Source organism: Clostridium rhizosphaerae (assembly GCF_016765585.1).
GTDB classification, from domain to species: Bacteria; Bacillota; Clostridia; order Clostridiales; family Clostridiaceae; genus Clostridium_AT; species Clostridium_AT rhizosphaerae.
Window position 1 is genome coordinate 319,293 of the sequence record NZ_JAESWC010000002.1, and the last position, 16,353, is coordinate 335,645.

General features: G+C 32.3%; 27 protein-coding genes. All 27 read right to left on the reverse strand.

Going from position 1 to position 16,353, the window contains the following annotated elements; all coding sequences use genetic code 11:
• Nucleotides 1-24: 24 nt before the first annotated feature.
• Nucleotides 25-456, reverse strand: a complete 432-nt coding sequence (locus JK636_RS04725) for a GNAT family N-acetyltransferase (protein WP_202747681.1) — start codon at nucleotides 454-456, stop codon at nucleotides 25-27.
• A gap of 119 nt (nucleotides 457-575) precedes the next feature.
• The gene (locus JK636_RS04730; RefSeq protein ID WP_202747682.1) at nucleotides 576-1,097 is read right to left on the reverse strand and encodes a GyrI-like domain-containing protein; all 522 of its coding nucleotides are present in this window, start codon (nucleotides 1,095-1,097) and stop codon (nucleotides 576-578) included.
• 107 nt (nucleotides 1,098-1,204) lie between these two features.
• Nucleotides 1,205-1,489, reverse strand: a complete 285-nt coding sequence (locus tag JK636_RS04735; RefSeq protein WP_202747683.1) for a hypothetical protein — start codon at nucleotides 1,487-1,489, stop codon at nucleotides 1,205-1,207.
• 26 nt (nucleotides 1,490-1,515) lie between these two features.
• A complete protein-coding gene (locus tag JK636_RS04740; RefSeq protein ID WP_202747684.1) occupies nucleotides 1,516-2,058 on the reverse strand; it encodes an NUDIX hydrolase in 543 nt (180 codons plus the stop codon).
• Nucleotides 2,059-2,153: 95 nt separating this feature from the next.
• Nucleotides 2,154-2,501: a cupin domain-containing protein gene (locus tag JK636_RS04745; RefSeq protein WP_202747685.1), complete on the reverse strand. Its 348-nt coding sequence runs from the start codon at nucleotides 2,499-2,501 to the stop codon at nucleotides 2,154-2,156.
• A gap of 165 nt (nucleotides 2,502-2,666) precedes the next feature.
• On the reverse strand, nucleotides 2,667-3,761 hold the full coding sequence (gene dnaN, locus JK636_RS04750; RefSeq protein ID WP_202747686.1) for a DNA polymerase III subunit beta: 1,095 nt from the start codon (nucleotides 3,759-3,761) through the stop codon (nucleotides 2,667-2,669).
• 259 nt (nucleotides 3,762-4,020) lie between these two features.
• Nucleotides 4,021-4,539 (reverse strand): DUF3888 domain-containing protein, encoded by a 519-nt coding sequence (locus JK636_RS04755; protein ID WP_202747687.1) that lies wholly within the window; start codon nucleotides 4,537-4,539, stop codon nucleotides 4,021-4,023.
• Between the two features lie 177 nt (nucleotides 4,540-4,716).
• Nucleotides 4,717-4,857: a hypothetical protein gene (locus JK636_RS04760; RefSeq protein WP_202747688.1), complete on the reverse strand. Its 141-nt coding sequence runs from the start codon at nucleotides 4,855-4,857 to the stop codon at nucleotides 4,717-4,719.
• 212 nt (nucleotides 4,858-5,069) lie between these two features.
• Complete coding sequence (locus tag JK636_RS04765; protein ID WP_202747689.1) at nucleotides 5,070-5,516, reverse strand: hypothetical protein; 447 nt, start codon at nucleotides 5,514-5,516, stop codon at nucleotides 5,070-5,072.
• Nucleotides 5,517-6,564: 1,048 nt separating this feature from the next.
• Nucleotides 6,565-7,053 (reverse strand): CBO0543 family protein, encoded by a 489-nt coding sequence (locus tag JK636_RS24120; RefSeq protein ID WP_420839262.1) that lies wholly within the window; start codon nucleotides 7,051-7,053, stop codon nucleotides 6,565-6,567.
• Entirely contained in the window at nucleotides 7,016-7,510 is a 495-nt protein-coding gene (locus JK636_RS04770; protein ID WP_202747690.1) for a CBO0543 family protein, read from the reverse strand. Before JK636_RS04770 ends, JK636_RS24120 begins: the two co-directional genes overlap by 38 nt.
• Nucleotides 7,511-7,635: 125 nt before the next feature.
• A complete protein-coding gene (locus JK636_RS04775) occupies nucleotides 7,636-7,965 on the reverse strand; it encodes a hypothetical protein (protein ID WP_202747691.1) in 330 nt (109 codons plus the stop codon).
• 119 nt (nucleotides 7,966-8,084) lie between these two features.
• A complete protein-coding gene (locus JK636_RS04780) occupies nucleotides 8,085-8,906 on the reverse strand; it encodes a GNAT family N-acetyltransferase (RefSeq protein ID WP_202747692.1) in 822 nt (273 codons plus the stop codon).
• 139 nt (nucleotides 8,907-9,045) lie between these two features.
• A complete protein-coding gene (locus tag JK636_RS04785) occupies nucleotides 9,046-9,312 on the reverse strand; it encodes a hypothetical protein (protein ID WP_202747693.1) in 267 nt (88 codons plus the stop codon).
• A gap of 95 nt (nucleotides 9,313-9,407) precedes the next feature.
• The gene (locus tag JK636_RS04790) at nucleotides 9,408-9,719 is read right to left on the reverse strand and encodes a hypothetical protein (protein ID WP_207751694.1); all 312 of its coding nucleotides are present in this window, start codon (nucleotides 9,717-9,719) and stop codon (nucleotides 9,408-9,410) included.
• A 113-nt stretch (nucleotides 9,720-9,832) separates the two neighbouring features.
• Nucleotides 9,833-10,246, reverse strand: coding sequence for a DUF3997 domain-containing protein (locus JK636_RS04795; protein ID WP_202747694.1), 414 nt, complete (start codon nucleotides 10,244-10,246; stop codon nucleotides 9,833-9,835).
• Nucleotides 10,247-10,327: 81 nt separating this feature from the next.
• Complete coding sequence (locus tag JK636_RS04800) at nucleotides 10,328-10,852, reverse strand: hypothetical protein (RefSeq protein WP_338025728.1); 525 nt, start codon at nucleotides 10,850-10,852, stop codon at nucleotides 10,328-10,330.
• Between the two features lie 165 nt (nucleotides 10,853-11,017).
• Nucleotides 11,018-11,455 (reverse strand): DUF5301 domain-containing protein, encoded by a 438-nt coding sequence (locus JK636_RS04805; protein ID WP_202747695.1) that lies wholly within the window; start codon nucleotides 11,453-11,455, stop codon nucleotides 11,018-11,020.
• A 216-nt stretch (nucleotides 11,456-11,671) separates the two neighbouring features.
• Nucleotides 11,672-13,645, reverse strand: coding sequence for a DNA polymerase (locus tag JK636_RS04810; RefSeq protein WP_202747696.1), 1,974 nt, complete (start codon nucleotides 13,643-13,645; stop codon nucleotides 11,672-11,674).
• Nucleotides 13,642-14,241, reverse strand: a complete 600-nt coding sequence (locus tag JK636_RS04815; protein WP_207751695.1) for a DUF2815 family protein — start codon at nucleotides 14,239-14,241, stop codon at nucleotides 13,642-13,644. The genes JK636_RS04810 and JK636_RS04815 overlap by 4 nt, the downstream gene beginning before the upstream one ends.
• A 192-nt stretch (nucleotides 14,242-14,433) precedes the next feature.
• Nucleotides 14,434-14,655: a DUF2800 domain-containing protein gene (locus tag JK636_RS04820; protein ID WP_202747697.1), complete on the reverse strand. Its 222-nt coding sequence runs from the start codon at nucleotides 14,653-14,655 to the stop codon at nucleotides 14,434-14,436.
• A 10-nt stretch (nucleotides 14,656-14,665) separates the two neighbouring features.
• Nucleotides 14,666-14,788, reverse strand: a complete 123-nt coding sequence (locus JK636_RS04825) for a DUF2800 domain-containing protein (RefSeq protein ID WP_202747698.1) — start codon at nucleotides 14,786-14,788, stop codon at nucleotides 14,666-14,668.
• A complete protein-coding gene (locus JK636_RS04830) occupies nucleotides 14,788-15,318 on the reverse strand; it encodes a hypothetical protein (RefSeq protein ID WP_202747699.1) in 531 nt (176 codons plus the stop codon). The genes JK636_RS04825 and JK636_RS04830 overlap by 1 nt, the downstream gene beginning before the upstream one ends.
• Nucleotides 15,319-15,526: 208 nt before the next feature.
• Nucleotides 15,527-15,664 carry a hypothetical protein gene (locus JK636_RS04835; RefSeq protein WP_202747700.1) on the reverse strand — a complete coding sequence of 46 codons (138 nt, stop codon included), beginning with the start codon at nucleotides 15,662-15,664 and terminating at the stop codon, nucleotides 15,527-15,529.
• Between the two features lie 57 nt (nucleotides 15,665-15,721).
• Complete coding sequence (locus JK636_RS04840; protein ID WP_202747701.1) at nucleotides 15,722-15,868, reverse strand: hypothetical protein; 147 nt, start codon at nucleotides 15,866-15,868, stop codon at nucleotides 15,722-15,724.
• Nucleotides 15,869-15,889: 21 nt separating this feature from the next.
• A complete protein-coding gene (locus tag JK636_RS04845; RefSeq protein ID WP_202747702.1) occupies nucleotides 15,890-16,090 on the reverse strand; it encodes a helix-turn-helix transcriptional regulator in 201 nt (66 codons plus the stop codon).
• A 100-nt stretch (nucleotides 16,091-16,190) separates the two neighbouring features.
• A complete protein-coding gene (locus tag JK636_RS04850) occupies nucleotides 16,191-16,337 on the reverse strand; it encodes a hypothetical protein (RefSeq protein WP_202748819.1) in 147 nt (48 codons plus the stop codon).
• Nucleotides 16,338-16,353 lie beyond the last annotated feature (16 nt).

The window sequence follows — 16,353 nt, forward strand, 5'->3', positions numbered from 1 at the left end:
TTTATATAAATCTATTAGGACATATTAGATATTTCTTTCATTTATGATCAAGTTTCTGTAAATTAAATCATCCCGTTTATCAAACCCAAGTGCTTGCCAAAAATTATTTCCTAAATCATTAGAAGAAAATACAACAAGACTAACTTTGTTTATTTCTTCCTTTTTTAAAGCCTTAACCACTGTATTGACGAGCGTTCTTCCTATTCCTCTTCCACGGTAAGCAATATTAACAGCTGTGTGATAGATATACCCTCTTCTACCATCATGTCCACATAATATTACACCAACTATGTTATTTTCTACTTGTGCAACAAAATTCGTAGTAGGATTTCTTTTTAAAAATTTTTTAATACCTTCTAAAGAGTCATCTAAACTACGCATACCCATCCCTTGTGTACTTTTCCATAATTGATTTACTTTGTCATAGTCCTCAATGGACATTAATCTTATTTCCATACCTTGCTCCCCCTTAAAAATTATTTTAATAGAGCCATTCGTACGCAATATTCTACTGTTGTACAATATAAGAAAAGGATGCCCAACTAATTAAAAAAGTTTTCTAAAAATCATCCTCATTAATAAGCGTCTATAGGGATATAGTAATCCAAGATAATATCACCATTCTCATCAGGCGTAGTAAACCTTGGACAATTATACAACTCCGTAAACCATTTCATTTTGTCACACTTGTACCCCTTTTTCTTTAGGGCTTGTTCTGTCAGGGAATGAGCTATTGAACAAACATCAGCTGTATTTTTACCTTTGATCCATCCAATCGCCACATCCGTTTCTTCAATATCTCTGCAAAAGTAACCATCTGGGACAGATACACCATCTTTCATCAACATGGCAACAATATAAGAGAAATCTCCATCACCTTTGTCCCAATCAAGCATTACTCCAACGTATGAGTTATCGTAAACAAAATCAGGCTGATTTTCAAGTGGTGAAAATGTATTGTCAGCAAAACACTTATCCCAAAAACTTGGAATACGGTTATCACCTTTCATATGTACTTCCATATTATACCTTAGTTCCTTACCTATGAGTTTAAGTCTTGGCAATTTCTTAACTTCCAATTTTATAAGTTCCCCCATTTTTTCTCCTCCTTTTTGATTTTTAACTCTTTATGTTATTCGTCATAAGCAACAATGATTCCCGAATCTATGTATTGAACTAGCGAATCATATAAGAAGAATGCGAACTATACTCCATTAATAATTTGATTTAATCTAATTTTGTGAATATATACATTGTATAACATTGCTATGCCAATAGAAATGAAAAAGCTTAAAAAGATGATTGTTTTCTTCTGTTTATTTAAATTAATACCATTATCAAGAATCCTTCTATTCACAACTCCTGTTACCATTAACGATATTGTAAGTGCAGTTATTCTTTGATTTATTGAATATATAAATAAAATCATAGTCATGAAATTGATAGCAATTGTTGATATTACAGGATTTCTATATAATATTGATTTCATAATAATTCCCCTCTCATTAAACTTGATTAATGCACCTCATAAGAAAATTCCGTTTTAAAATAGTTGTTTTTATAAACATAATCCCAAACCATTTTATCTCGTAGTTGAATAAACTTTCTCTTATAATCATTGCATTTTTCTAGTGATTGATCTAACAAGTTTGAAACTTTTTCAATGTCTATCATAACTGGTGTTACACCAAGTTTTATTTCATTTTCGGATAATTTTATTTTGAAAGTATCTTCAACTAATTCGCCAATAAACCAATTTGCCTTATGACAATAAGAAACTTCTTTTTTATGTTCTATAGTACATCCAAGTTCATCTATTATCCTACAGCTAAACCCACACTCTTCCAAGACTTCTCTTATTAAAGCATCTGTTGCATCTTCACCTTCTTCTATTCCTCCACCTGGGAATACATAACATCCATTTGATTGTAAATACAACATTGCAACTTGCTTATTGTTACTGATTATAATTCCTCTTGAACTAATACGATTAAAGTTATCATAATATTGTGGTATCCCTCCAACCACTTCTTTATCTGTAATTTCAAATTTAAACATTTGTTTTCCCCTTTTAAATATTATAAAAATATCTTAAACCATTCTTGCTTTAATAAGACTCAAAAGTTACTGTAAATCATGCTTATAATACTGAGTTAATCCTCATATAAATCTCCACTATTTTCTTTGTTAAGTGTACCGTCTAACTCAATCATCAAGAATCTTGTTAGACTCTTAACTACAGGTCTATGTCTAATTCCTTTAGGGACTATAATAAATTCTCCTTCATTTACTTCAATCAATCCTTCATCGGTTTCCAAATGAAAACCGCCTTCAATTACATAGAACAATTCATCTGAACATTCATGAATATGAAAATCCAATGTACGATTTTCTACATTGACAACACTAAGAATATGCCCATTTAATTGACCTATCTTATCATATACATATAACTTATCAACCGAATTTACCGCTGATTTCAAATTTACTTTTTCTAACATAATACCACCCCTATAATTTAAATCTTATTTATTTAAAATTTTTAAATGTTGTTGATAAAAAAATATATTGTGATCAGTAGAGTATGTAAATAATTTTATTTCACAATTTTTTACTATTATGTGATTATGCTGAAAAATCGCAACATATTATGAAAGGTTATCTTATTACATCCTTACAGGCGCAATTATATGTAGAGTATTTGTATTATTCTTATTAGTTATAACAAGTACAGACTGACTAGTTGTAAATTTTATCATTACTTCTTCGTCTTCAAGAGTGTTAAGAGCTTCTATAAGAAATTTCGAATTACACTTCATTCTCATTGGCATACCGCGGGATATTATATCCACTTCGCCTGTTATATCGCCAATTGAAGATTTAGAAGTTATCATCATTGTATTATCTGAAATATCAAGTATTACAGCGCAAAAATTAGATTCTTTACCTATTATTGATGCTCGTTCCAAATGCCCAATAAGCTTTTCCTTGTTAACAATAATCTCTAAAGTATATTCATTTGGAATAAAGGATTCATAATTGCCAAAGTCTCCATCAAGTAAGGTTGATATTACTTTTGTATTGCCAATTGTAAATAAAATTTGATTTGATGTAAATGATATTTCTACGTCCTCTTCTTCCCATTCAACAATTTTAGTAACTTCAATCAAGGTTCGTCCAGGGATAACTACTCGTATCGAATTTGCACTATTACTTTCATGGCGGCAAATGGCAGCTCTAGTATTATCTAAAGCTACCATAACAAGCATGTCCGTCTTCAGGTCAAATAATATTCCAGAGAATACTGGCCTAATACCATTTTGATCTGTTGCAATTATTGTTCTTTTGACCATACTTCTAAATGCTTCTTTTGAAACTGATACTGCTAAATTCTCTTTTATTGTCGGTAGTATAGGGAAATTTTCAGTGCTTTGACAGCCTAAGTTTATTACATCTTTCTCACAGATTAGCCTAATAGTATTTCTGTCTATCGTACTTAATTCTATCTGAGAATCAGGTAATTTTCTTACTATGTCTCCTAATAGTTTAGAGTCTATGAGGATTTTTCCAGTTTCAAGAACCTTTGCACTAATCCTTGTTTCTATGCATAAATTCTTGTCTCCACCAGTTAATATAATATGACTATCACTACATTGTATTAATATCCCTTGTAATATTGTTACTCCAAATCTTCCAGTGCTTACTCTTTGTATTTCTTGTACCGCTTGTTGAAATTCGTTTTTGTTAATAATAAATTTCATAATTATAGCTCCTCGAACAATGCAAAATATATTTTCATAATAAATTATAGTTTATTTGTATAACAATGGAAAGATATAAAATTCCAACATCTTGTATATATTCGGAATTTTATATACAAGTCAAAATATTCATATGTTCATTAATTGATCGAGGTTCATCAGATTTTGAAAATTACTTAAATCATTCACTGATGAACCATAAGTACTGTTGCGTTATAAAAGAAGATGGCGTACCAATATAATTTTATTAAATTAAACATTATTGCAAATTTAAATCTAAATGCTGTTTCTTTACATGGTCAGGTACTTTAAAACTTTTAACGTGCTCATACTTTACAAGTGTAATCTTATTATCATCAGATAGGTCTATCTTAAAAGTAAAATTATCTAATCCTATAGGGTTGTGTGCTCCAAGATAAGGCTCTACTTGTAGTTTAATAATAAAATATGATTCTTCTTGTATAAAATTAGCCTCCAAAACCTTCGAAGTAGGATCAGTTAACCAATATGGAACACTCCCTCCATAATAATCCTTCAGAGACTTTTGCATATAAGGTGATAAATAATTTATTATTAACCATCCTATAACCTGTTCTTTTGTACTTTGCTCTTGGAAAATAGAGTTCTGATAACTGTTAGCAAACAAGATTTCTTTATCTATCATAGATTCATTAATTTCTATAGGTGAATTGCTTTGTTTTGTAGCATTAATATTATCGCAACCACCTAAACTTGCAATAGTTAAAACGATTAATAAAATAGCAGAAATTCGCCTCATTTAGTTACCCCCTTAAAAATCTTCTTTACCTATTATTTGCATAATCAAAATAATAGATACTTGAAAACTAATAAGGTTTTATAACAATCCTCCCTTAATTTATTTCGTCATTGTTTACAATGATTCCCTAACCTATATATTGAACTAGCGAATCATATGAGAAAAAGACGTAATACTTTACTTCGTTTGTTCGTTCTTCTTGATATATATATCTAATGCCCGTAGTAATTTAATTGCTAAAATTATGATTGATACATCTGCTAAAACTCCTAAAATATCTTTTGAAATACCCCAAAATACCATAACTAATGTATCCATTATATACCCCCTAAAAATTTATTTTATTTGTCACAGTATACGATGATGCTCAATCTATAACCCATGACTAGAGCATCCTTTTTTACAATTATTCATTTATTGCATTTGCATGATTATCGAACCATTTAAGAATATTACGCAATAACTTTTAAAAAATTATACTATAACTTACTGCTTTTTAAAGTGGGTGCGTTATGCGATATTTATCCATTTTATGACTTAGTGTGGGTTTCGTCGGAAAAGTTGGAGGCTCTCTTTTCTTTTCGTAGGATAATATTAATGGAATAAATCAACAACACAGAAAATGTTGAGTAATTAAAAAGAGCTAAGAATTGAGAAATAAAATAATATTTTTGTATACCGATAACTGCAAAAATTATCGTAACCATTAAGCAAAATATAAAGAGAACTTTAAATGTTTTATTTTTCTTTTTTATTTGACTTATATTATGAAAAAATAGTGATAAAACAGCGAAAACAAAGTAGCTGCTTGCATAAAAGTGGTTATAGTCTTGACCTGGAATATTATTAATTTTATTGTAATAATTATTATATATACGCATAGGATCTATGGTTACGTATGACATAACAACAAATCCAATAATAGCAATCACCATCATCATAAGAAACAAAATAATATTTTTTCTTTTTTTATTCATATTATATCTCCTCTCATACACTTAGATAACTTTTTATACTTATCCATAATACCCCCCTTTACAAGAACAAGTTAGTTTCACATAACTTTACAATAATTCCCTAACCTATGTATTGAACTAGCGAATCATATTTGAATATAGTGAAATAGTCATTTATTAGAAGACACATGTTTATTAGAGTTATATACCTTATAAATGCGGATAATTTCTCTTATAAAAAATATACTAAAGCACAGGGTTATAATCCCAATAATATATTTTCTTTGAAATAGTGCAACAATTGTTAGAGTAATAAAAATTAAAATACATAGTGTTAAATTTATCAAAGACCATAAATTTGGTTTTGGCAATTTCTTATCCATTAAACTCTCCCCCTATTTATTCAACATAATCTACAATTCCGAATTAATTCCAACTAATTGTACCATATATTTGAAGCAATTACACTAATATACTTACAATTGCATTTGAAGTCATATTTTTCAACACCGTATTATTCACTTTTCAAAGAACATTTTTTCTTTTATTAAATCCCTTATTCTTTCTTGTAAAACACAGTCTCATACCCCTCTGCTTCAAGTCTTTTGAGGCTTTCTGCAATACAGTCTCTTGCCATTGCCTACACAATATTTTCTGTTAGTTTTCCTCCATAGGGGGGTATGTTCTCCCACTTCTTTGTTTCTTGGATCATTCCTCTGTAGTAAAGTGCTTCTCTTTGGTCACTGTGTAACTTAAGATGTTCACTTTCCTTCGGACACTGAGTAACTTAAGATGTTCGCTTCCACTCACAAGTTACTCGACAAAGCTCATTTAGAGCTTTATCCTCACAAGTTACCCGTAAAAGTCCATTTAGGACTTTGGCCTCCTTTTTGTAAATTTGAATTAATAAAAAAACACCATAAAATTCGAAGTTGAATAATACGGTGTTTTAATAATTATTTTGTTTTTGTGGTTGTATCGGGATATTTGAAGATTCCGTTTTAAATATTGTAAAAATATCATAAACCACTAATGTATGTTAAGGTTAAAAACTTTTAATCATCTGAAACTACTCTTGCCTAAAAAAACACCTGGCGACGTTATTTGAAAGCCAGAAAATAAAGCATACGCTTATAAAAGTCCAATGCAATTTCCATCCAGTATAGTTCAAGATTAACGTATATCTCTCTACAAAATACTCTACGATCGTAAACATCAAAGTAACAACAATGTAATAAATTAACTTAGTTAGCCTTGAAGAGTATTTAGGAAAATGAACATAGAAGTGAACACACATTATTGGCAATACAAGATATTCGAAAATAAAACTAGTCCTATTAACTGTCCATAACTCACGATACGGGTATTTTATCAAACCAAATTGTACTACTAAAACACCTAAAATCCATGCTGGAAATTGCACAAAAGCCATGATAAACTGAGCTCTAAACGCCATATTCTTAGGAACAAATATCAAGGATAAAAGCGAAATAATTGGTACCGCTATTAGTATAACCGCTTCAAGTTTCATTTTTAGACACTCCTTGATTGGAGACATTATTGAAAAACCAATCGAGATACTTAATCATGATAAAATATATTGGTATACCCAACAACCAAGTATAAAATGGACTCCAGTTTTTATATCTAACTAAATTTGTGAACTTGCTTTCAGCGAATTCAATACACGCAGGTATTGCGACAACAAGTAGTGTACACAAGCATCTCCATTTTAATTTTATATGCCTTGGATAATGAATATAATATATAGCAAAAACTATTGGATTTAATATAAACCCTCCTAAGAATGAATTATCAATGGCCTTGGGGAAAAGTCTTACTGGATATTGAATTTTTCCCAAAGCGACAAACAAAAGTCCAAGCGGCCAGGTGAATACTTGAGTCACCAAGAATGCAAGAAATGCTTTTTTCATATTCTTTTTACTAACTAACATTAAAATTGATAATAAAGCACCTGCTGTAATAAAAATCATCACCATGTAATCTCTACTCATGGTTATCACATCCCTTTATAATATATAACTATATTGCTTAATAGTTATAAAATTATTCAGGCTATGTTTGTGCTAAAGCATAGAAGAAGATTGTTCGCAATTACACGAATACACGCTATTTATCTTTATTCTTGCATTGTCATACTTTTCTTCTTGTCTACAGCATGTATCTCAATAAAATCATGAGCTTTAGTCATCCAATGCTTTATGCTAATATATGCCCTTTCATTATCTCCCCACTTTACGAGCATAACTAAATTTATTGGCGTTTGTTTTAGAATTTTTTCAACTTGTACATCTTCTGTTATTCCTGGATTAGGAATAGATTTAGGTATTGCACTTGCTAAAAATTTAGCATAGTCATTTGCTTTTTTAACTCCGTATTGTTTAAAAGAAGTAATCAACAAAACAGCTATAACAAGAAAAGCTATAAATATTCCTATTTTCTTTTTCATAATATAACTTTCTCCCTTTTAATGCAGCACAATAGTTAACAATGATTCCCTAACCTATGTATTGAACTAGCGAATCATATGAGAAGATTGCGAATAGACAATTAATAATTTTACGCCACTTATTTATAGGTATGTTCTGCAAAACAAGCAATCTCAATGAAACCATTTCTTTCATACAACTTTTTCGCACCAATATTTGATTTTGCAACTCGAAGCCTTATGTTGTTAATAGATTTATATACATTCATATTTCTAATGCAATGTGCTAATATATAATTTCCGTAGCCGTTATTTTGATAAATTGGTCTTACAACAATATCAGTAATGTAATTCTGTTGAAAAATGTATGCACCTATCAATTCATCATTTAACCAGAATGAACAAAATTGATTCAGTTTATTCAAAGTATTGAGTTCTTGATGAAATTGTTCTTCATTTACAGCATGACTCTTTGTTTCCCAACCATTATCTATATTCAACTTATGATATGCACTATCAAATAAATCAACCAATTCCTTTAACATACTGTTCTCAAAGCCCTTATCAGTTAGATCAGAATTCTTTAATTGTGGGAATTCTTTACCCCTATATTCAAGGTGGTATCCCTCCATATCTAATTTAAAACCTAATTCTCTCACTAAATTAATTATTTTAGAATTATTCCCATTTACATTAAAACACAACTCTTTTGAATTCATTTTTGAAATATATTCATTGGTTTTATATTTAATTAATTCTAAAACATCTTCTATGCTATCATCATTAACAAAAGAAGCGTAAAAAATACAACAATCTTCGTTATCAACTTTTATAAATACACCTTTATTATGTAATGTGAATATATAGTATAATATCTCAACATTTTCAAATGAATTATATACATAATCCTTTGCATGAGGGGATATCTTTTCAATCAACTTTAATATTTCTTCTTGTGTCATTATATCAATCCTTCCACTCCAATTATACTATTTACAGGCATCTTCGTCTTATTCTACAATTATTCATTTATTGCATTTGCATGATTAGCTAAGCATTAAAGAAAGTTGCGAATTAAAATATACTTAACTATTTGTAACTTTACTTTGTTATCTTCTGAATTATGTTCTTTGTGCAACCAACTATAACTAATGATATACCTAATCCTACAGTTGATATTCCACCTAACATCATTAGTGCTTCTACTCCGCCGTCAGTTGATATTAACTTTCCTACAAATGCTGAAGAAACAAAAATAGATAGCACCCCTATAATAGGACCTAACACAATTAAAAATATCCCCCAATTAATAAATTTATCACCTATGAGTGTTTCTTGGTTTTCAGTCTTTTGAATTTTATCATCCATACTTATCCCCCTTTATTAATTCGTCTTAGTTTACAATTATTCCCTAATCTATGTATTGAACTAGCAAATCATATATGAAAATTGTGTATCAGTTTTTAGCCTCCACCAGTTCCAGCCCAATTAATATACCAATACTTAACTTTACCAAAGTAACTATACTTATAGTCTATGTCATAAGAATCTGGACCGATAGCAGGATTATTACAAAAGTATTGTGTTCCATATTGAGTATCAGTAATTGGTCGTTCAAAAATCTCTGTTTTAAATGCTTTTACAAAATAGCCATTCAAAAACAGGTCTGTTCTTATAACTCTTTCAATAGTTGAATGCCTATAAATATCAAATCCTGTATAAAACGCCAATAAAAGAATGCATAATAAGATTATTTTATGCCCTTTCCTTTTCAACTTTATCCCCCTTTTATAGTTTAATGAATCATGTTTTACGGGGTCGCTGTAATCATAAAAACTTAATTACTACAACTTATAAGAAATTTACGAAATAAATTAACATTATAAAATCATTTCATATTCTCATTTGCCTCATCTAAATGCTTGTACTTTTCTGGTTTTTCCAACTTCAACTGAGCATTAATTTTTAGTTCTTGTTTCTCATCTTCAAATTCACTCTTATTAAATGCACCATATATTTTCTTCCCTTTTACATCGATAACCCAGTAACTTATGCTTTTATTCTTTTCCTGTTCAACTAATATGAAATCATTATCCCATGCTATTCCAGTTACATTCCGTTCTATAGCCTTTGACATGCCATTATCTGTCCATATATCAGTCTCACCTGCATGAAATAACTTATAGTCTCCTGACAACTTATAATCAAAATCAGCCATCCCTGGACCCAAAAATTCTCCTTTACAACCATACATGTATAAAGAAACCATAAGAATACTAATCAAAAGAATGTATTTTTTCATGTAATTCAATCCCCCATATAATTTCCTTTTATTAATTCGTGATAATCTACCGTTGCGACGCTTTATAAGAAGATTGCGAAACTATTGATAAGCGCTTTTAGGTTCAGGCAATTTCTTAAATTCTTCCTTATTAACTATTATCTCTTGAATTTTTTTAAATAGGTTTCTTAATTGAGTAGCCTCTTTAGATTGGGATACATTTTCATCTTTCCAGTATATACTTTTTTCTTTACCATCCACAATTATCTTAATGGAATAAGTAGAAAATGGTGTTTGGATTGTATTACTTTTAGGATTAAACTTATCAGAATAATTTAAAATATTAATCTTCTTCATTTCTAAATATATAGTATTCATTTCATCATCAGATAATTTTAAGTTTGTTGTAATTGATGGCTCTAAAACCATATCTTTAGTGAATTGTCCCTTTGTAGTATCTAACTGATTTTTAGCATTGACACCATAATTAAAGATAAAGTTAAAATCCTTTGGTTTTAATTCTGGTAACTGATTTTCAGTGTTTGCTGAATTGCAACCGACAAATGAAAGTGTAATGAAAAATAAACATAAACACATAACTTTCTTAAATAGCCTCGTTATAATCACCTCTTTATATATCTATAAATAAATAAGAAACAGAATTATTAAAGGTACAATAGTTTACCATTATTCATTTATTGCATTTGCATGATTAGCGAACCATTTTTAAAAAGTCCGAATTAATTTTAAATAAACTGTGTTCAGAAAAATGTTATAGATAGTTTAGGTTTATTATTTTAGGGCATGAACAGGAAGTGAGTTAAACCAATTAGTAAGCGAATCAACAGATATCGAACTGCTCACGTCATAATAAGTTCCATTTACATCTACATTATCACCATTACCAGTTATTGTCATAGTATGTTTATCCCCTGAATAGAAATCATAATAGTAACTGTATCCACTTCTTGGTTCCTGATTAGACGATTTCTTATAATATCTGTCGTTTACTAAATTAATAAGCTCCTTGATTTTCTCTTTATCTGTAGTTTCAACATAACTTCCGTTGTTACCATTTCTCATTAACACTTTTGTTATATTCGCTTCATCAGCCCCCAAAAGGTCATCAAAACTTTTGGGAGAATATCCATAATACCTAATAAGGCAAAATGAAATTATGCCAATTAGCAAAAGTGCTGGTATTAGTATTTTAAATAGTTTCTTATCCATGACACACCTCCATATTTTTATCTCCTTACTATTACTATACGTTGAGAAACATCTATTAGGTCGCCATATTTTACAATTTTGAATTAAATTCTAACTAAATTGTACCATATATTTGAAGTAATTACACTAATATACTTACCATTGGATTTAATGTCATATATTTTAAACACCGTATTATTCACTTTTCAAAGATCAGTTTTTCTTTTATTAAATCCCTTACTCTTTCTTGTAAAACCCAGTCTCATACCCCTCTGCCTTTAAAATCAGTCCCGAAGCCCAGGCAATTGGCTGTCCCAATATGTCAGTTACAGCTTTTAAGTCAGCTTTATCCTTAGGCACATCCAGTATAACTTCATCATGCACATGAAAACAGGTCTGATACCCCGCCGCCTCAAGCCTTTTAAGACTTTCTGCCAGGCAGTCTCTTGCTATTGCCTGTACAATGTTTTCTGTTAACTTGCCTCCATAGGTAGGTATGTTCTCCCACTTCTTTGTTTCTTGGTTCATTCCTCTGTAGTAAATTGCTTCTCTTCCCATTTCATTAGTCTGAAGAAAGGGCTTTGCATAAAACAGCTTTCTTTCACTAGGTAGCTTTATAGTTAAAAAGTCCTGATTATTATTAAAATCTATTTCGCGAGCTATAATAAGCCCTTTAATTCCTACTGCCTGCCCTGTTCTCATTACCTCAAGAGCAGCATTTTCTATGCTGTACCAAAGATCCACGATTCTTTTGTTTGAAGCTCTCCACCTCTTTACTAAATCTTTTAGCTCTTCTTCTTTTAGTCCCATCTTTAAAGCTCCCATGGCAATTAGTGCACCTGTGGAGCCTTGATAGCCCAGCGCAAGTTCTGCTACTTTGCCCTTTTGCCTAAGCTCATATTCTGGGTTACCCTTTGCTATTCTTTCAATGGGTACTCCAAACATCTGAGAAGCTGAGGATTCATAGATCTTTCCGTGTGAAGCAAATACCTGTTGCCTCCACTGCTCCCCTGCAAGATAAGCTATGACTCTTGCCTCTATGGCTGAGAAGTCTGCTACTAGAAATACGTTATTCTCTGAAGGCACAAAGGCTGTTCTTATAAGCTGTGAGAGTGTGTCAGGCACATTGCCGTAAACAAGCTTTAGTGCATCCACTTTCTTTTCTTTAACACAATCCCTTGCATGGGAAAGTGTTTCAAGATAATTCTTAGGGAGATTCTGCACCTGCACAAGTCTTCCTGCCCAGCGGCCTGTTCTGTTAGCTCCATAAAACTGCAGTAGTCCTCTCACTCTGCCGTCGTAATTTACGACTTCAGCCATAGCAGTATATTTCTTTACACTGGTCTTTGAAAACTCCTGCCTTATCTCAAGCATTCGTTTTGCTGCTTCACTGTTTGTAGTTTCAATAAGCTCTTTAACCGTTCCCTTTTGAAGATCTGCTATTTCCTCTCCAGTTTCCTTTTCAAGCCACTTAGTTAGCTGCTTTACACTCTTAGGATTTTGAAGTCCTGAAAGCTTTATTGCTTCCTGCATAAGCTCTGCATTTATCTTCTCACTGCAGTATAGTGCTCCTTCAATAAGGTTCTTGTCCACCTTTACTCCATAGGCATTAATCCTCTGATCCAGCTCCCATAACTTCTGCTCTGCTTCAGGAACCGGAAAAGCTGATAATCTTCTTTCAATCTCCATCTCTACAGCAACATCCTGCTTACAATATTCCGTAAATAAATTCCACTTTTCTATCTCGTGATGAGGAAGATTTCTTATTCTCTGACCGTTTTTGCCTGTAGGTTTTACTGGCACACAGAAGGTTTTAATTAGTGCCGAGCCTACTCCTAATTTTCTTTTATCCTCGTGAAGCCCTAAAGCTACAGCCGTAGCAGCAAGACCTGCAGTATATCCGCAGTAAAGTCCATGAAGCATGGTGCATCTCCACTGCTCCAGTGGTGAGTAGTAAAGCTTGTTCAGTGCATACCACTCAAAAGATGCATTATAAGCATGTTTAATTATATCAGGATTCTGCAGAGCTTCTACAATCTCCATAGGAAGTGTTTCCCCCTGAGCCAAATCAATTATTTTTACTGGCTCGTAGTCTGTGGAATATGCAAAGAGCAGTATCTGGAAATCAAGGGACTGTACATATTTGTACAGTCCGCTCTTTTTTATGTCAACACTTGAGAAGGTTTCAATGTCTATAGATAGATGCCTCATAGCCCCATCACACCGCTATTAACTGGTGCTCCTGTTATTGGATCAATCTGCAGTGGATGATTGCCAAAGGCTGTGGCTGCTGAAACTCTTCCCCCCAGCGGCTCTCCATCTTCAATCTTTTGCACTGGACCTAAGCCGCAACCTATTCCCTTCTTGCCGTTTGAAGCATAAGGAAAAAATCTAACTGATACCCTGGCATAAATTCCTGAATATATCTCTGCCTGATTAAATATTCTCTGCATTGTGAGGTCAACTATCTCTGGAGCCTGTTTTGAAGAAGCTGTGAAAACCCAGTGTCGTTTGCATTCTTCTCCAAAAGGAATTCCATCGGAAGGTCTTACTCCATCTCCATCATAAACTGGTATTGCAAGCACTGGAGGTCTAACTCCGTTCCATTTTGAAGCTACACCTTCCTGTATTGCAGCACTTATAGCTGCATCTATTCTCTGCTTGGTTATTATATCTGTTTTAGGTAAAAGGATTGTGGTGCTGTACTTAGGCTCTCCTCCTTGCTCTCTTGCATAGGGGGTAAATAAATGCACAAAGCTCAGTCTTACCTTTCCTGTTACTACGTCTTGAATATTTATGTTTGCCATATCATTCCCTCGTCTTTCTATATATTTTATTTTTCAAAGCTTGTTGCGGCTTTGCTGTTTAATTCATTCAAATGCTCACTCGCATTAAAACTTAGCAAGAATATAAGAAGTTAAGAAGTTATCTTCTTTTATTCTTAAGTTCTTATATTCTTAAATTCTTAAATTCTTTTATTGTTATATTCCTAAAGCAATTTAGTTGCCTGCATCTGCAAAAACCTGAGCTGCTGTCATTCTTTTAAATGCTTCTCTTTTATCTTCGCTAACTGCAAGAGTGGGCTTGCCCGGTGGAGTATGTATATGTGAACTTAGAAGTTCCTTAAACTTTGCCTTGCCAACAAGCTTTTCAGTTTCAGAAAGTGTTAAATGCTTTCTCTCATAAAGCATAGTATCCTCAAAGCCATTATCCTTAAGCACTTTGAAAGCCTCATCTTGATTTATAAACTGTCTCACTGCTGCTTTCAGGAAGCTTCTCCTCCAGTCTTGCTGAAGGAGTGCAGTGAAGCCACCTATGAGAAGAACTTGCTGAAAGTAATGCATTAGATTCCATTATATCTTCGCCCCTAACGCTCTAAGAGAAGTTGCAAAGGCACCGTACTGCTCCTTAGGTAATGCAGTTAAGGCTTTTACCCCAAAGGAGCTCAATAGGCTCACAAGCTCAGCTCGACGACCTGCATCTACTAGTTGAGTTCCAGCTACTGACAACTGCTCCATAGTATAGCTTTGCACAGTTGTTGGTACTGCCTGAGCGTTAGACTGAAAAGCATCTGTCTGTCCCTGATTTTGCAGTTGTGCACCTGAAGCCCCACCTTGCTTCATAGATGATCCCAGTATATCAATTGGCAGTACAGTCTGAACATATTGTTCTGTCTTTGCCGCCTGTGAAGCTGCAGAAGCAGGTGCATTTTGTACATTTGTCACTTGCTGAAAATTATGTCCTGCATCAATCTTTCTTGATGTGGAGTCAGAATTAGCATTTTCTAAAGCCTTAACATTTTGATATTTTAAAGCATTTGTCATATTTGATATCGCTGCAATTAATTCCGGTGCAGCTGTTAGTGTTAATGTTATATTTAACATTTGTTTTCCTCCTTTTAGTCGGAACACTGGGTAATTTAGCCCACTCGCTCCGCTCGTAAATTACCCGTTAAAGTCCATTTAGGACTTTAACCTCTTTAAAAAATGTTGAATTATAAGAATATTATTAAGTTATGAGTAATAAAATATATTGGAGAAGTGTTTGTCCACCCAGTTAAAAAAGTTTTTTTAAAAAGGCTATAAGCCTTCTTTATCCTTCATAAACATCTTTTTCATCCTGCATTCTAACTTCATTAATAATTAGATTTATTATTTCCTCGGTTCTTCTCCAGTTGCGCTCATTCTCCTCAGGTGTGATGTCAGGTTCTACTATTATAACTTTTGCCATATCCAACCACCTCAATATAGTCTATTACGTGAACAACCTTTACATTCATAAACTATATTAGTTTTTTAAATTTTTACATGAATCTGCTTTTTTAACTGTGATTACACAGCCCTCATCCACATAAATATCAAGATGAGCTCTTTGGCACTCCAGGCAGTGCTCTAGAGTTATAACTCTTATATCTGGAATAATTACTATTTTCATAGACTTCACCTCCTCTTTAAGTTAATTCTTAGAGAAAAATACTACTTGTACACTTTTTCCCAAACCTTCTGCTATTTTTTCCATTGCCTCATGAGATGGATTATTTCTTATGCCATTTTCAAGGAGACTAATATAAGCTCTCGATAATCCGCTTTTCCTTGAAAGTTCTGTTAAAGTCAATCTCTTTTTTAATCTGATAGTTTTTATCTTATTTTGTACCAATAACTGCACCTCCTTTCAATAAAATAAGAGCCTAGCAAAATTACTAAAATATCCTTTAGATATTTTAAATATTTTTGCTAGGCTCTGGCTCATATAATGCTTATGCATTCGGCTCTGGCTCATTTTTAATTTCTATATTTCCTTTGTGCTTTTTACACCAGGCATAGACACCCTCGATGGACTTTGTCTTGTCAATTAATAAGAGCTTCTTACCGCAGACCGGACAAATAAACCATTCTTTTACCATGTTGTACCCCCTTCTT

Coding starts and splice junctions, on each gene's coding strand:
- JK636_RS04725 (WP_202747681.1), bottom strand. CDS start 456: ATGGAAATAAGATTAATGTCCATTGAGGACTATGACAAAGTAAATCAA.
- JK636_RS04730 (WP_202747682.1), bottom strand. CDS start 1,097: ATGGGGGAACTTATAAAATTGGAAGTTAAGAAATTGCCAAGACTTAAA.
- JK636_RS04735 (WP_202747683.1), bottom strand. CDS start 1,489: ATGAAATCAATATTATATAGAAATCCTGTAATATCAACAATTGCTATC.
- JK636_RS04740 (WP_202747684.1), bottom strand. CDS start 2,058: ATGTTTAAATTTGAAATTACAGATAAAGAAGTGGTTGGAGGGATACCA.
- JK636_RS04745 (WP_202747685.1), bottom strand. CDS start 2,501: ATGTTAGAAAAAGTAAATTTGAAATCAGCGGTAAATTCGGTTGATAAG.
- dnaN (WP_202747686.1), bottom strand. CDS start 3,761: ATGAAATTTATTATTAACAAAAACGAATTTCAACAAGCGGTACAAGAA.
- JK636_RS04755 (WP_202747687.1), bottom strand. CDS start 4,539: ATGAGGCGAATTTCTGCTATTTTATTAATCGTTTTAACTATTGCAAGT.
- JK636_RS04760 (WP_202747688.1), bottom strand. CDS start 4,857: ATGGATACATTAGTTATGGTATTTTGGGGTATTTCAAAAGATATTTTA.
- JK636_RS04765 (WP_202747689.1), bottom strand. CDS start 5,516: ATGAATAAAAAAAGAAAAAATATTATTTTGTTTCTTATGATGATGGTG.
- JK636_RS24120 (WP_420839262.1), bottom strand. CDS start 7,053: ATGTCTCCAATCAAGGAGTGTCTAAAAATGAAACTTGAAGCGGTTATA.
- JK636_RS04770 (WP_202747690.1), bottom strand. CDS start 7,510: ATGAGTAGAGATTACATGGTGATGATTTTTATTACAGCAGGTGCTTTA.
- JK636_RS04775 (WP_202747691.1), bottom strand. CDS start 7,965: ATGAAAAAGAAAATAGGAATATTTATAGCTTTTCTTGTTATAGCTGTT.
- JK636_RS04780 (WP_202747692.1), bottom strand. CDS start 8,906: ATGACACAAGAAGAAATATTAAAGTTGATTGAAAAGATATCCCCTCAT.
- JK636_RS04785 (WP_202747693.1), bottom strand. CDS start 9,312: ATGGATGATAAAATTCAAAAGACTGAAAACCAAGAAACACTCATAGGT.
- JK636_RS04795 (WP_202747694.1), bottom strand. CDS start 10,246: ATGAAAAAATACATTCTTTTGATTAGTATTCTTATGGTTTCTTTATAC.
- JK636_RS04805 (WP_202747695.1), bottom strand. CDS start 11,455: ATGGATAAGAAACTATTTAAAATACTAATACCAGCACTTTTGCTAATT.
- JK636_RS04810 (WP_202747696.1), bottom strand. CDS start 13,645: ATGAGGCATCTATCTATAGACATTGAAACCTTCTCAAGTGTTGACATA.
- JK636_RS04815 (WP_207751695.1), bottom strand. CDS start 14,241: ATGGCAAACATAAATATTCAAGACGTAGTAACAGGAAAGGTAAGACTG.
- JK636_RS04825 (WP_202747698.1), bottom strand. CDS start 14,788: ATGGAATCTAATGCATTACTTTCAGCAAGTTCTTCTCATAGGTGGCTT.
- JK636_RS04830 (WP_202747699.1), bottom strand. CDS start 15,318: ATGTTAAATATAACATTAACACTAACAGCTGCACCGGAATTAATTGCA.
- JK636_RS04835 (WP_202747700.1), bottom strand. CDS start 15,664: ATGGCAAAAGTTATAATAGTAGAACCTGACATCACACCTGAGGAGAAT.
- JK636_RS04840 (WP_202747701.1), bottom strand. CDS start 15,868: ATGAAAATAGTAATTATTCCAGATATAAGAGTTATAACTCTAGAGCAC.
- JK636_RS04850 (WP_202748819.1), bottom strand. CDS start 16,337: ATGGTAAAAGAATGGTTTATTTGTCCGGTCTGCGGTAAGAAGCTCTTA.